The sequence below is a fragment of the Sphingomonas albertensis genome (assembly GCF_014358075.1).
Taxonomy (GTDB): domain Bacteria; phylum Pseudomonadota; class Alphaproteobacteria; order Sphingomonadales; family Sphingomonadaceae; genus Sphingomonas; species Sphingomonas albertensis.
The window spans coordinates 1-14,467 of the sequence record NZ_JACONT010000011.1; the positions used below are offsets into that span (position 1 = coordinate 1).

The 14,467-nt window shown below is 67.2% G+C and carries 12 protein-coding genes; 9 read left to right on the forward strand and 3 right to left on the reverse strand.

Annotated elements, in window-relative coordinates:
* Positions 1-452 precede the first annotated feature (452 nt).
* The 6 genes from H8S47_RS07010 (at position 453) to H8S47_RS07035 (ending at position 8,354) form a co-directional block, all read left to right on the forward strand.
* Positions 453-2,828: a hybrid sensor histidine kinase/response regulator gene (locus H8S47_RS07010; protein WP_187503196.1), complete on the forward strand. Its 2,376-nt coding sequence runs from the start codon at positions 453-455 to the stop codon at positions 2,826-2,828.
* Positions 2,829-2,893: 65 nt separating this feature from the next.
* Positions 2,894-3,259 (forward strand): response regulator, encoded by a 366-nt coding sequence (locus tag H8S47_RS07015; protein WP_187503262.1) that lies wholly within the window; start codon positions 2,894-2,896, stop codon positions 3,257-3,259.
* Positions 3,260-3,585: 326 nt separating this feature from the next.
* Complete coding sequence (gene ilvD / locus H8S47_RS07020) at positions 3,586-5,307, forward strand: dihydroxy-acid dehydratase (protein ID WP_187503197.1); 1,722 nt, start codon at positions 3,586-3,588, stop codon at positions 5,305-5,307.
* Positions 5,288-5,680 (forward strand): hypothetical protein, encoded by a 393-nt coding sequence (locus tag H8S47_RS07025; RefSeq protein ID WP_214654990.1) that lies wholly within the window; start codon positions 5,288-5,290, stop codon positions 5,678-5,680. The genes ilvD and H8S47_RS07025 overlap by 20 nt, the downstream gene beginning before the upstream one ends.
* Positions 5,677-7,161, forward strand: coding sequence for an NAD(P)H-hydrate dehydratase (locus tag H8S47_RS07030; RefSeq protein ID WP_187503198.1), 1,485 nt, complete (start codon positions 5,677-5,679; stop codon positions 7,159-7,161). Before H8S47_RS07025 ends, H8S47_RS07030 begins: the two co-directional genes overlap by 4 nt.
* A complete protein-coding gene (locus H8S47_RS07035; protein WP_187503199.1) occupies positions 7,158-8,354 on the forward strand; it encodes a class I SAM-dependent RNA methyltransferase in 1,197 nt (398 codons plus the stop codon). The genes H8S47_RS07030 and H8S47_RS07035 overlap by 4 nt, the downstream gene beginning before the upstream one ends.
* A 69-nt stretch (positions 8,355-8,423) precedes the next feature.
* Here the strand turns inward: H8S47_RS07035 and truA are convergent, their stop codons facing one another.
* Together truA and fmt are read right to left on the reverse strand one after the other, a co-directional pair.
* On the reverse strand, positions 8,424-9,164 hold the full coding sequence (gene truA / locus H8S47_RS07040) for a tRNA pseudouridine(38-40) synthase TruA (protein ID WP_187503200.1): 741 nt from the start codon (positions 9,162-9,164) through the stop codon (positions 8,424-8,426).
* On the reverse strand, positions 9,161-10,087 hold the full coding sequence (gene fmt, locus H8S47_RS07045) for a methionyl-tRNA formyltransferase (RefSeq protein ID WP_187503201.1): 927 nt from the start codon (positions 10,085-10,087) through the stop codon (positions 9,161-9,163). Before fmt ends, truA begins: the two co-directional genes overlap by 4 nt.
* A 52-nt stretch (positions 10,088-10,139) precedes the next feature.
* Here fmt and recR point away from each other — a divergent pair, with 52 nt between their 5' ends.
* The 3 genes from recR (at position 10,140) to H8S47_RS07060 (ending at position 13,210) form a co-directional block, all read left to right on the forward strand.
* Positions 10,140-10,736 (forward strand): recombination mediator RecR, encoded by a 597-nt coding sequence (gene recR / locus H8S47_RS07050; protein WP_056052820.1) that lies wholly within the window; start codon positions 10,140-10,142, stop codon positions 10,734-10,736.
* A 44-nt stretch (positions 10,737-10,780) separates the two neighbouring features.
* Positions 10,781-11,305: a peptide deformylase gene (gene def / locus H8S47_RS07055; RefSeq protein ID WP_132739170.1), complete on the forward strand. Its 525-nt coding sequence runs from the start codon at positions 10,781-10,783 to the stop codon at positions 11,303-11,305.
* Positions 11,306-11,758: 453 nt separating this feature from the next.
* Positions 11,759-13,210, forward strand: a complete 1,452-nt coding sequence (locus H8S47_RS07060; RefSeq protein ID WP_187503202.1) for a DNA recombination protein RmuC — start codon at positions 11,759-11,761, stop codon at positions 13,208-13,210.
* Between the two features lie 659 nt (positions 13,211-13,869).
* On the opposite strand, the gene rplI is transcribed toward H8S47_RS07060, so the two are convergent.
* A complete protein-coding gene (gene rplI, locus H8S47_RS07065) occupies positions 13,870-14,466 on the reverse strand; it encodes a 50S ribosomal protein L9 (protein ID WP_056050886.1) in 597 nt (198 codons plus the stop codon).
* Between the last annotated feature and the right edge of the window lies 1 nt (position 14,467).

Sequence of the window (14,467 nt, forward strand, 5' to 3'; positions counted from 1 at the left end):
CAAGCGGGAGGGGCTGGGGGTGGGTAGGCCGCTTGGAAAGCGTGACGTACGCCAACCGGCCGACCCACCCCCAACCCCTCCCTTTCAGGGAGGGGAGCAGAAGATCGCCGTCGCCTGCTTGGCGGCCCACCCCGGTTCCCCGGCGAAGGCAGGGGGCCAGGAACCACAAACGCTACCGCCTATAGCGCAGGCCCCACCTCGACCGGGGGGGAGCGGAATGCTGAAGTGTCCTTATCTACCGCCCCGGCGAAGGCCGGGGCCCAATTGGAAAGGTCGCAGTAACGAAGCGCGGTCCTTCGTCAGCAACGTTCCCCAATTGGATCCCGGCCTTCGCCGGGGTGGTCGCCGGGGGGATGCGTCTTTACCAAAGCATCGTACGGAACGATGCCATCACCCCCAATCCACGCAACCCGCTTGACGCCTAACCCCGCAACAGCGGATGACCCCCCGCGATGGCATCGTTCGCATTACCCACCTCCGCTCGTAAGGCCGCGCTCGTCGCCGTCGCCTCGGGGGCCGCCGCCGCCGCGATCGTGCTGTTGCTCGTCGGCAGCTGGATCGCCGCCGCCGGTTTCTTCGCCGCTGCCATCGTCGTCATCGGCGCACTGATCGCCTGGCGCCTGCTCAACCCGGTCGCCAAGGATGCTCCCCGTCCGGTCGATTGGGACCTGACGCGCACCGTCGCCGAAGCCGGCGCCGACGCCATCGCCATCACCGACCGCGCCGGCCGCCTGGTCTGCGCCAACGACGCGTACGAAGCCTTGTTCGCAGGCTTCCCGACGCCCCCAGGCCTCCCGCTCGACGAAGCCGGCATCGCCGCGCTCGCCGACGCCGGCCGCTCCGCGTGGCGCGACGGCACCGCGCAGGTCGAGCGCCTCAACACGCAGGGCATCCAGCTCTCCGCACAGATCGCCCGCGCCGGCGACGATGCCGACATGCTCGTCTGGCGTTTCGTCACTGCGCAGGAGCACGACCTCGCCGAGACGCTCGCCGCGCTGCTGACCGGCCCGACCGGAGACCGGCTCGGCGGCAGCGGTATCATGGCGGCGTTGCTCTCGCCCGACGGCCGCGTCCGCTCCGCCAACCGCGTGCTGAGAGCGCGGGCGTGCGGCGACGAATACGACTCGATCCAGGGTCGCGACTTTGCCCGCTTCCTCATCACCGACAGCCGCGGCCTCGTCCGGTTCGAGCGCGAAGGCCTCGAAGGCACGCCGCTCCGCGTCCTCCAGATCCCGTTCCTCGAAGGCGACGACGCGCCCGTGCTGGTCGCGCTGCTTGACGACGAGGAGGACGCGCCCGCGCTCGGCGCCAGTGCCTCCGCGCATGTCCGCAGCCTCGTCAGCATGATGCCGTTCGGCATGGCGCTGGTCGATCGCGACGGCCGCTTCCTGCAGATGAACGATTCGTTCCTGCGCGCGGCGGGCGTCAACGCGGTCGCCCCGCCGCTCTATCCGGGCGACCTGGTCGTTCGCGAGGACAAGGCCGCGGTCGCCGACGCGATCCGCAAATTCGCGAACGGCGCGACGCACTCCGCCGACATGGCCGTCCGGCTGAAGGATCACCCCGACGAGCCGGTCGCGCTGACCATCGCCGGCGCCCGCGGGCTCGGCGACGCCGCCGTGCTCCTGAGCCTCAAGGACAATAGCGAGGAGAGCCGCCTCAAGCGCGAGGTCGCGCAGGCCACCAAGATGCAGGCGGTCGGCCAGCTTGCCGGCGGCGTCGCGCATGATTTCAACAACATCCTGACCGCGATCATCGGCCACTGCGACCTGATGCTGATGCGCCATTCGCCTGGCGACAGCGACTACGATGACATCCAGCAGGTTCGCACCAACTCGAATCGCGCCGCCAGCCTGACGCGCCAGCTGCTCGCCTTCTCGCGCCAGCAGACGCTCCGCCCGCAGATTCTCCAGCTTCCCGACGTCGTCTCCGAGGTATCGAACCTGCTCAAGCGCCTGATGGGCGAGAACGTCCGCCTCGACATGACCCACGGCCGTAATCTCGGCCCGGTGCGCGCCGATCCCGGCCAGCTCGAGCAGGTCGTCGTCAATCTCGCGGTCAATGCGCGCGACGCGATCGTCTCGGCGAACGCGCGCGGCGGCGGCGTGCTCACCATCACCACGCGCGCGGTGCCGGCGTCCGAAGTGCGCGAGATGGCGTCCGATATCCTGCCCGTCGCCGACTATACCGCGCTGATCGTCCAGGATACCGGCACCGGCATCCCCCCCGACGTGCTGCCCAAGATCTTCGAGCCGTTCTTCACGACCAAGGAATTCGGCAAGGGCACTGGCCTCGGCCTTTCCACCGTCTACGGCATCGTCAAACAGTCCGGCGGCTACATCTTCGCCGACAGCAAGCCGGGGCAGGGCGCCACCTTCTCGATGTACCTGCCGGTCCACTCGGCCCCCGCGACGACGCGCCCCGCGGTGGTGAAGCCCACGCCCAAGCCGGTCGACCTGTGGGGCACCGGCACGATCCTGCTGGTCGAGGACGAGGACATGGTCCGCGCGGTCGCCGAACGTGCGCTGTCGCGACAGGGCTATACCGTGCTCACCGCGGAGAACGGCGAAGTCGCGCTGGAGGTGCTCGCCAAGCACGGTCGCCCCGACCTGCTGATCAGCGACGTCGTCATGCCGCAAATGGATGGCCCGACGATGGTGCGGCACGTGCGTGAACAATATCCCGACCTGCCAATCCTGTTCATGTCGGGCTATGCGGAGGAACAACTGCGCAAATCGATCGATCTCGACAACGTCTCGTTCCTGCCGAAACCCTTCTCGGTACAGGAACTCGCAGAAGCGGCGCGGGACGTGCTGGCCACGCGCTGAAGCGACCCCGGGAAGAATTGAACAAGATGTTGGCAAGTCGTAACAATCCCGACTATGCGCATGTCATGACCGCTACCCAGCAGATCCTCCCCCAGCAGATTCTGATCGTCGAGGACGAACCGTTGATCGCCATGATGCTCGAGGACTTTCTCGAGGTGCTGGACAAGGGCGTCGCAGGGTCCTTCGACACCGTCGCCGACGCCTTGAAGCGGATCGAGGAGGGCGGCGTCGACGGCGCGATCCTCGACGTGAACTTGCGCGGTGGCGAAAAGAGTACCGCGGTCGCCGAGGCCCTAGCGGCCAAGGGCGTCCCCTTCGTCTTCGCCACCGGCGGCGGCGATGACGGCGTCGCGCCGGAATTCCGCGACCGCCCCCGGTTGCAAAAGCCCTTCACGATGGACGGCGTGGCCAAGGCCCTCGAAGGCCTCTGATCTCCGTCAACGGAGCGCCGAGCGCGCTCTTCTGCCCCCATCCCTGAAAGGGCGGGGCCGGGGGTGGGTAGGCCGCTTGGTGATCGGAGCGTCAGCCAACAGCCCAACCCACCCGCAACCCCTCCCTTTCAGGGAGGGGAGCGGCTATCGTCATTCCCGCGGAGGCGGGAACCCATACCGGCAGAGCTCACCATCAAGATCACCTACCGTTGCCATTCTGGATCCCCGCCTGCGCCGGGATGACGACCCCGATCGCGGCCCTCCCAATTAAAAATCGACGCAACTCTCTTGCGCAAACGCCCCCTCCCGCGACATAGGCGTTCGCCATGACCCGCACATTCGACAAATCGCGCCTGCCGAGCCGCCACGTCTCCGTCGGCCCCGAACGCGCCCCGCACCGCAGCTATTACTACGCCATGGGCCTCGACGAGGAGCAGATCGCGCGTCCGTTCGTCGCGCTCGCCTCCGCCGGCAACAACTCCGCGCCCTGCAACACCACGCTCGATGCGCAGGCCGATGCCGCGCAGGCCGGCGTCATCCAGGGCGGCGGCATGCCGCGCCGGTTCAACACGATCACCGTCACCGACGGCATCGCGATGGGCCATCAGGGCATGAAGGCGAGCCTCGTCAGCCGCGAAGTCATCGCCGACTCGGTCGAACTCTCGGTTCGCGGCCATTGCTACGACGCGCTCGTCGGGTTCGCCGGTTGCGACAAATCCTTGCCCGGGATGATGATGGCGATGCTTCGCCTCAATATCCCGAGCGTGTTCGTCTATGGCGGCTCGATCCTGCCCGGCCGCTATCAGGACCGCGACGTCACCGTGGTCGACGTGTTCGAGATCGTCGGCAAATACGCCGCCGGCGCGTGCCCGCTGTCCGAAGTCCATGCGATCGAGAAGGTCGCGTGCCCCGGCCACGGCGCATGCGGCGGCCAGTACACCGCCAACACGATGGCCTGCGTCGCGGAAGCGATCGGTTTGTCGATCCCGAACAGCAACATGGTGCCGGCTCCTTACACCACGCGCGAACAGATCGCTGTCGCCGCCGGTGCGCAGGTCATGGAGTGCTTGGCCGACAACATCCGTCCGCGCGACATCTGCACGCGCGAGGCGTTCATCAACGCTGCGCGCGTCGTCGCCGCGACCGGTGGATCGACCAACGCGGCGCTGCATCTCCCCGCGATGGCGTCCGAAGCCGGTATCGAATTCGACCTGTTCGACGTCGCCGAGATATTCAAGACAACGCCGTACATCGCGGACCTCAAACCCGGTGGTAAGTATGTCGCCAAGGACATGTACGAGGCCGGCGGCGTCTACATGCTGATGAAGACGATGCTCGCCGGCGGCTTCCTCAACGGCGATTGCCTGACGGTAACGGGCAAGTCGCTGGGCGAGAACATCGACCAGGTGACTTGGAACCCCGACCAGAAGGTCATCTACGACATCAAGACCCCGCTGACGCCCACCGGCGGCGTCGTTGGCCTACGCGGCAGTCTCGCCCCTGACGGCGCGATCGTGAAGGTCGCGGGCATGCACCGCCTCCAGTTCTCGGGCCCGGCGCGCGTGTTTGATTGCGAGGAAGACACCTTCGCCGCCGTCGAGAAGCGCGAGATCAACGAAGGCGAAGTCATCGTCATCCGCTACGAAGGCCCCAAGGGCGGCCCCGGCATGCGCGAGATGCTGTCGACCACCGCCGCGCTCTATGGCCTCGGCATGGGCGAGAGCGTCGCGCTGATCACCGACGGCCGCTTCTCGGGCGGCACGCGCGGCTTCTGCATCGGCCATGTCGGTCCCGAAGCCGCGGACGGCGGCCCCATCGCGCTGGTCGAGAATGGCGACATCATCCACATCGACGCCGAAGCCGGCACGATCGATCTCGACGTGCCCGAAGACGTGATGGCGGAGCGCCGTGCGGCATGGGTGCCGCGCACCAACGATTACGGCTCGGGCGCACTCTGGCGCTATGCGAAGACCGTCGGCCCCGCGTACAAGGGTGCCGTCACGCACCCTGGAGCCGCAGCCGAAACCCATGTCTACGCGGATATCTAAACGAATACTGGCAGTTGCCGCGCTTCTCTCGCTCCCGCTCGCAGCGTGCGGGCGCGGGCCGTCCAGCGCGGACGTCGAGGCAAAGCAGCGTGCGGAAACGTCGAGCGACACCCGTATCGCCTGCGCACAGGGTGGCGCCGCGTTCGCCTCGACCTGCACGATCGAGCAGGCGCAAGGCAAGGATGGCCTGATCCTGACGATCCGCCATCCCGACGGAGCCTTCCGCCGGTTGCTGGTGACGCAGGACGGTCGCGGCGTGATCGCCGCCGACGGTGCCGAGGTCGCGAAGGTCACGATCTTGGGTGGCGACGGCATCGAGGTCGCACTGGGCGGCAACCGCTACCACCTCCCGGCGACCGTCAAGGCGTCATGATCCGAATCGAATGCCAACCCATCCTGACCGCCGCGGAAATGCGCGCGGCGGAAAATGCGGTGATCGCCACCGGAGTCTCGGTCGAAACACTGATGGACCGCGCCGGCACTGCAATCGCTGAGGCAGTCCGCCGGCTCGCGGGCACGAACGAAGTCCTGATCCTCTGCGGCCCCGGCAACAACGGCGGCGACGGCTATGTCGCCGCCCGCGTGCTGGCGGAAATGGGTGTGCCAGTTCGCGTAGCGGCGTTGTCGGAACCCAAGACGGATGCGGCAAAGTCGGCGAGGGCAGGGTGGCTAGGCCCGATCGAAACGCTGGCGGAGGCGAAACACGCGCCGATCCTCGTAGACGCGCTGTTCGGCAGCGGCCTGACGCGCCCGCTCGACGCCATTACGACCCCCACCCCAAACCGTTCCCCCGCGGACGCGGGGGCCCAGGATAGGCCGTTAGGTGAGCGCTTGGAATTTAGCTGGGCCCCCGCGTCCGCGCGGGAACGGTCTGTGGTCGAGTGTCTTCACTCCCTCGGCAACGCCGCGCTGCTCAGCATCGCCGTCGACCTGCCCAGCGGCCTCGCCACCGACTCCGGCCAAGCGCTCAGCACGCCGCCCGTCTTCGACCTCACCCTTGCGCTCGGCGCGGTAAAACCAGCGCACCTCCTCCAACCCGCCGCGCGCTATTGCGGCCAGATCCGCCTCCTTGACATCGGCGTCCCCACCGTCAGCCAAGCCGAGGTTCTCAAAACCCCATCGCTCCCAACCCCCGGGCCCGACTCGCACAAATACACCCGGGGCATGGTCGCGATCATCGCAGGGACCATGTCCGGCGCCGCCGACCTTGCAGCCCTCGCCGCGATGCGCGCCGGTGCCGGTTACGTGACCCTGCTCGGCGACAGCCAAGGCCCCCCACACGCGCTCGTCCGCACGCCGTTCTCCGATCAGGCGCTGGCCAACGATCGCATCGGCGCACTCGTCATCGGCCCAGGCCTCGGCCGCGACGACACCGCCCGGGCTCGCCTCGAAGCGGCGCTAAACGCAGGCCATCCCCTCATCATCGACGGCGACGCCCTCCGCCTCCTCGACCCGGACCACATCAAGGCCCTGAAAGTCCCCGTCATCCTCACCCCCCACGCCGGCGAGTTCGACGCGCTTTTCGGCAAATCCGACACCGACAAGATCACCCGAGCCCGCGACGCCGCCACCCGCGCCAACGCAGTCGTAGTCTTCAAAGGCGCCGACACCGTCATCGCCGCCCCAGACGGCCGCGTCCGCATCGCGCAAGGGGCCAGCGACTGGCTCTCCACCGCCGGCACTGGCGACGTCCTCTCCGGTGCGATCGGCGCGATGCTGGCGGCAAAGCTCGATCCGCTCGACTCAGCCTGCGCCGGAGTGTGGCTCCACGGTGACGCTGCCCGCCGATTGGGGCCCGCATTCATCGCCGACGACTTGGCGGAAGCGCTAAGGTCGGCCAGAGCGTCGCTATGACCTCCAACACAAGCATCGACACCATCGTCCGCGTCGCGGCCCGCGGCGACGGCATGACCGCCGACGGACGCCACGCTGCCTTCTCGGCGCCCGGCGACACGCTCGCCGCCGACGGCACGGTAATCCCCGGCCCACACCACCAGACGCCCCCCTGCGTGCATTTCCCGACCTGCGGCGGCTGCCAGCTCCAGCATCTCGACGACCAGGCCTATGCCGAGTTCGTCACCGACCGCATCGCCTCCGCGCTCGATGGCCAGGACCTGTCCGCCCCGATCCGCACGCCGCACATTTCCCCCGAACGCAGCCGCCGCCGCGCGACGCTCCACGCCGAGGCCAAAGGCGGCAAGATCACGCTCGGTTTCACTGCGGAGAAGGCGCACACAATCGTCGACATCAAGGAGTGCTGGATCCTCGATCCGCGCCTCTTCGCGCTCGTCCAGCCACTCCGCCAGTTGCTCAAGCGCCTCAACTTCCGTCGTCGTGCAGACATCCACCTGACGCTCGCCGACCAGGGCGCGGACATCCTGATCACCGGCTTCGCCCCCGAAGGCCTGCCCGCGGCAGAAGCGCTCACGAAATTCTGCGAAGACCACAAGATCGCCCGCGTAGCCTTCGATGATGGCCTCGGCCCCGAGACGCGCTGGGAGCCCGACGCGGTCACGATCACGCTCGGCGGCGTCCCCGTGCCGCTCCCGCCCGCATCGTTCCTCCAGGCCACGCCCGATGGCGAAGCCGCACTCACCGCCGCCGTCCTGGAGGCGATCGGCAAGCCCGCGACGGTCGCCGACCTGTTCGCCGGGCTCGGCACCTTCACGCTCGCGATTCCCGCGAAGGTCTATGCGGCCGAAGGCGCGCGCGACGCGCTCGGCTCGCTGAAGGCCGCCGCGCACCGTACGCAACGTCCGGTCTACCCGGAGCACCGCGACCTCTATCGCCGGCCGCTGACGGTGGCTGAACTCGACCGCTTCGACGCGGTGGTGATCGATCCGCCCCGCTCCGGTGCGCGCGAACAGGCGACCGCGCTGGCGGAGTGCAAGACCCCGGTAATCGCCTATGTCTCGTGCAATCCGGCGAGCTTCGCGCGCGACGCGAAGGAACTGTGCGACGCCGGCTGGCGGATCGACTGGGTCCAGCCGGTCGGCCAGTTCCGCTGGTCGACGCATGTCGAGCTGGCCGCGAAGTTCGTCCGCTAACCGAAGAAGCGTGTTCCCCCGCGAAGGCGGGGGCCCAGACTGGGTCCCCGCCCTCGCGGGGACACAAGCTTAAGGGTAAACGGCACTCACGAAGAACAACCCGTCAGGCGGTGCATTCAGCCCCAGCATCGCCCGGTCCTTCGCCGCGAGCGCAGCCGCAACATCGCCAACCGCCCAACGCCCCATACCCACCAGCGCCAGACACCCGACCATAGACCGCACCTGATGATGCAGGAACGACCGCGCCGCCGCATAGACGAACAACCGCTCCCCTTCGCGCACCACCTCGAGCCGGTCGAGAGTCCGCACCGGGCTATCCGCTTGGCAATGCGCCGACCGGAACGTCGTGAAGTCATGCCGCCCGACCAGCGCCCCGGCAGCCTCCGCCATCGCTGCCGCATCCAGCAACTGCGGCACCTGCCAAGCCAGCCCCGCCTCGAACGTCAGCGGCGACCGCCGATTAATAATCCGGTATTCGTACGACCGCCCGACACACGAAAACCGCGCATGCCAATCTTCATCGACGACCTCGCACGCCAGCACAGACACCGGCGCCGGCTTCACCAGAGCATTCAGCCCCTCCATCAACCGAAACGCCGCGAGCGGCTTCGCGATGTCGACATGCGCGCGCATCGCGATCCCGTGGACACCCGCATCGGTCCGCCCCGCCGCCTGCACCGACGCGGTCTCGCCGGTCATCTTCAGCACCGCCGCTTCCAGCGCCGCCTGCACGCTCGGTCCGTGCTTCTGCCGCTGCCAGCCCATGAACGGCCGCCCGTCGAACTCCACCGTCAACGCGAACCGCGTCAAAGCTGCGTCCCCGAGCGAACCGGAAACCCGCGCAGCATTTCCTCCGCCGAGGTGACGCCGCGCCCCGCGCGCTGCACCAAGGTCGGCCGGATCGCCCCGTCGCCGCACCCGATCGTCAGCTCGCCGTTGACCGTCAGACCCTCGCACCCAAGAAACGAGAACGGCAGCACGTCCGCCGCCAGCACCTTCACCCGCTCGCCGGCAACCTCGAACCACGCCCCCGGCGCCGGGTTCATCGCCCGCACGAGTCGCTCGACCTCGACCGCCGACCGCTCGAAATCGATCCGCGCCTCGGCCTTCTCGATCTTCGCCGCGTAGGTGACGCCGTCCTCGGGCTGGGGCCGGGCAGGGTAGGCGTCGAGATCGCCCAGCACCTCGACCATCAACCGCGCCCCCATCGCCGACAGCTCGGACGTCAGATCCCCCGCGGTCTTGCCGACGATCGGCGTCCTTCCCTCGAGCCGAACCGGCCCGGTATCCAGACCCGCCTCCATCTGCATGATCCCGACACCCGTCTCGGCATCGCCAGCAAGGATGGCCCGCTGCACCGGCGCCGCCCCGCGCCACCGCGGCAACAGCGACCCATGCACGTTGAGACACCCGAACCGCGGCGCCTCCAGCACCGCGCGCGGCAGAATAAGACCATAGGCCGCAACGACCGCCACATCCGCGTTCAAGGCCGCAAACGCCTCGCGCGCCTCCAGCCCCTCCGGCAAAGACGCCTTGAACGACACCGGCGTCCGCACCTCGATCCCCAGCGCCTCCGCCCGAACCTGCACGGGCGACGGCACCAGTTCGCGCCCACGCCGCCCCCCTGGCCGGGCAGGCTGGCAATACGCCGCCACCAATTCATGCCCCGCCGCGACGAGGGCCTCCAGCACCGGCACTGCGAAGTCCGGCGTTCCCATGAAGATGATCCGCATGGCCCTCTCGAACACGCTGGCGGGGAGCCGCGCAACCCCCTATCTGTTCCTGATGGCATCCCCCGAGATCGAGGCGCTGACGCAGGCGCTGGCCCGGCTCCCCGGCCTCGGCCCCCGGTCCGCACGTCGCGCCGTGCTGCATCTGCTCAAGAAGCGCGACGCGGCGCTGGGTCCCTTGCGCGAGGCGCTGACCGCGGTCGACGAGCGGCTGGAGAACTGCTCGACCTGCGGCAACGTCGACACCACCAACCCGTGTGCGATCTGTGCCGACCCGCGCCGCGACCAGCGTTCGCTGTGCGTCGTCGAGGAAGTCGCCGATCTCTGGGCATTGGATAGGTCCCGCCTGTTCCCCGGCCGCTTCCACGTCCTCGGCGGGCGGCTGTCCGCACTCGAAGGCATCCGTCCGGAGGATCTCAGCATCGACAGCCTCGTCCGCCGCATCGAAGCCGGCGGCATCGACGAAGTCGTCCTCGCAATGAACGCCACGCTCGAGGGCCAGACCACCGCGCACTACATCGCCGAGCGCATCGAACGCTTCCCCGTCCGCGTCACGCAACTCGCGCACGGTCTCCCGGTGGGGGGGGAACTCGACTATCTCGACGAGGGCACGCTGGCGCAGGCACTAAGGGCAAGGCGGCCAATGGCCTGAGCCAAGTGCTTGACGCACCCCCGCGCGGAACCTAGCTGCGCAGGATGACCGTCATGACCGTTCTCGAAGTCCCCGATCCCCGCCTGCGCCTTGTCGCCGAGCCGGTGGAGACGGTCGACGACTCCATCCGCACGCTCGTCGCCGACATGATCGAGACGATGTACGACTTCAACGGCATCGGCCTCGCCGCGACCCAGGTCGGCGTGCAGCAACGCGTCCTCGTTATCGATCTCCAGGAGGAGAAGGACGAGGACGACAAGCCGATCAAGAACCCCAAGGCGTACATCAACGCCGAGATCCTGTCGGTCAGCGACGAGGTCTCCACGTACAACGAGGGCTGCCTCTCGATCCCGGAGCAGTATGCCGAAGTCGCGCGCCCGGCGCGGTGCCGCGTGAAGTGGCTCGACGAGACCGGTGCTGCGCATGAGGAGGATTTCGACGGTCTGCTGTCGACCTGCATGCAACACGAGATCGACCATCTCGACGGCGTGCTGTTCATCGACCACATCAGCCGCCTCAAGCGTGACATGGTGCTGAAGAAACTGGCGAAGCAGCGCAAGCTGGGCTGAGGGGCGGGGGCGTCGCTGCTCTCTGTGCTGAGAGTGCGTACCTGAGAGCGCGGCTTACTCACCCAACACGCAACCACCCCGGCAAAGGCCGGGGCCCAATTGGGGGACGTCGCCAACGGTGTTCAGTCCCTCGTTACTGCGACCTTTCCAATTGGACCCCGGCCTCCGCCGGGGTGGTGCTATTCGGCGAGGGTGTCGAAGCCCCCCCTTTCTAGTTCCCCCGCGAAGGCGGGGGTCCAGGACCACGAACACTACCGCCAGTAACCCTGGACTCCCGCCACCGCGGCAAAACAATATTCCGATTGTCCTACATCAACCGTTCGACGTATGTTCCAAGCATGACGTCCCCATTCGCTCCCCAAACCCGCCCGCTAACGCCCCCATCTCCTCCCGAGGAAATGCTGCGCCAGCGTCTGCACTTCCTATACTTCACTCCAATTTCGGCGACGCAAAATGGCTGAGTTCGCCATCATCGCCGTCCTCGCACTAGCCGCCGGCATCCTGCTCGGCTGGCTCCTCGCCTCCCGCCGGGCCGCCGCCCTAGCCAGCGAACTCGCCGTCGCCCAAACCAAGGTCGCCGACGCCGACCTCATCCGCACCGCCCGCGACGCAGTCGAACGCGAACGCAACGCCGCAATGCAAGACCTCGCAACGCTCCGCGCACAGAACGCCGAGCGCGCCACCGACACCGATCGCCTCCGCGTCGACCTCGCAACGATCCGCGCCGACCGGGACGAAGCCCGCACCGAGATCGCGACGCTCAAGGCGCAAGGCGAAGCGTTCGAAGCCCGCCTGCTCGAACTCCGCGAGGCAAAGGACGTCATGGCCGCGCAGTTCGGCGACGTCGCCAACAAGCTGCTCAGCGATGCGCAGAAGACCTTCCTCGAACGCGCCGACGCCCGCTTCCGCCAGTCCGAAGAGTCCGCCGGCCTGAACCTCAAGTCGATGCTCCAACCCGTCAGCGACCGCCTGCAACGCTACGAGGAAGGCGTGGCCAAGGTCGAAGCCGAGCGCCGCGACGCGTTCGGCGACCTCAAGGGCCAGATCGAGCAGATGCGCCTCGGTCAGGAAAAGGTCTCGACCGAAGCCGCCAAGCTCGTCAACTCGCTCCGCAACGCCCCCAAGTCCCGCGGCCGCTGGGGCGAGCAGCAGCTCAAGAACGTCCTGGAAACCTGCGGCCTCAGCGAGCACACCGACTTCCAGACGGAGGTTTCGGTCGCGGTAGGCGACGATGGGGCAAGGTTGCGTCCAGACGCAATTATCCGCGTCCCCGGCGGTCGCGCACTGGTCATCGACGCAAAGGTCTCGCTCAACGCCTACCAGGACGCATTCGGCGCGGTCGACGACGCCGAGCGCCTGATCGGCCTAGCAGCGCACGCCGCCTCGATGCGCGCGCACGTCAACGGCCTCGGCAACAAGGCCTATTGGAGCCAGTTTGCCGACACGCCCGACTACGTCATCATGTTCGTCCCCGGCGAACACTTCCTCTCCGCCGCGCTCGAACACGACCCGACGCTCTGGGACTTCGCCTTCGAAAAGCGCGTGCTGCTCGCGACTCCGACCAACCTGATCGCCATCGCCCGGACGGTTGCGGCGGTCTGGCGCCAGGAAAAACTCGCCAACGAAGCACGGAAGATCGGCGAGCTCGGCAAGGAAATGCACGATCGCCTCGCCAAGGTGGCGGACGACCTGCGGAAGGTCGGCGTCGGCCTCAACAGCGCGGTGAAGAACTTCAACGGCTTCACCAACTCGTTCAACGGCCGCCTGATGGTAACCGGTCGGAAATTCCGCGACCTGAACATCGAGACGGGCGCGCGGGATCTGGAGGATGTGTCCTCGGTCGACGCACTGGCGCTAGGCGAGGGGCCTGCGCTTATCGAGAGGCCGGAGAACGTCGAAAGCTGAGTTTTGGAATGGTTGGGCATTTTAGCCCAACTCGAAAACCGCCGTCATCCTGACGAAAGTCAGGACCCAGAGCCACACTCGTAACGTCTGGTACCCTGGGTCCTGACTTTCGTCAGGATGACGGAAGGGTGGCTGGGTCTCTTCAGATGGTGGTCTCTTCCTCGTTCTCCCGCGAAGGCGGGAGCCCAGGATCGAGCGGTGCCGCGTTCCGTTACCCTGGACCCCGCCTTCGCGGGGGAACGGCTAAGGGCGGGGGACTCCATAATTCCGTTATGCCGGGCTCGTTCCGGCATCCACCGTTCCGCGAACTCAACGGCTGGGGAGATCGTGGGGCGGTAGATCCCGGAACAGGTCCAGGGTGACGGAGGGAGGTTGGGGAAAAAAGAAGGGGTCGCACCGAAAAACCGATCGGTACAAAATTCGTTCACCTCCGCGAAACCTTTCCCGACCCCGCGCATTAACCCGGCAACACCTCCCCAAAGAGTCGCCAGGTCATGAAAACCCTAGTCCCCGTCCTCTGCGCCCTGATCCCCTTCGCCGCCATGATAGGCGCCTGCGTAACCTGCCCCTAATAACCGTCGCGCAGACACAAAAGAAAAGGCCCGCCCGGATCACTCCGGGCGGGCCTTTCTATGCAAGCCAAGAAGGAAGCGAAGGGATCAACCCTGCGCCTCTTCCTCCTGGTCGCGCGGTGCTTCGGCGGTCGCGCCGGGCTCTGCGTTCGGATCGTAATCCTCGACGAAGCCAGCCTCGTCACGCTCGAACATCGACGACATCACGTCGACGCCCGAAGCCTGCATCTCGGCCTCTTCAGGCGAGCGGGCGACGTTGACCTTAACGGCCACCGACACCTCGGGGTGCAGCGATACCTTGACGGTATACACACCGATCGCCTTGATCGGCTTGTCGAGCACGATCGCCGACTTGCCGACCTTGTGACCGTCGGCCACCAGCGCATCGACCAGATCACGAACCGCGACCGAACCGTAGAGCTGGCCGGTGTTCGACGCCTGACGGATCAGGGTCACGGTCGCGTCGTTGAAGGTCTTCGCTTCGGTCTCGGCATCGCTGCGACGCGATGCGTTGTCCGATTCGATCTTCGCACGGTTCGACTCGAACACCTTGCGGTTGGCTTCGTTCGAACGAAGCGCCTTCTTGTTGGGAAGCAGGAAGTTACGCGCGTAACCGTCCTTGACCTTCACCACGTCGCCGATAGCACCAAGCTTTTCGACGCGCTCAAGCAGAATGACGTCCATG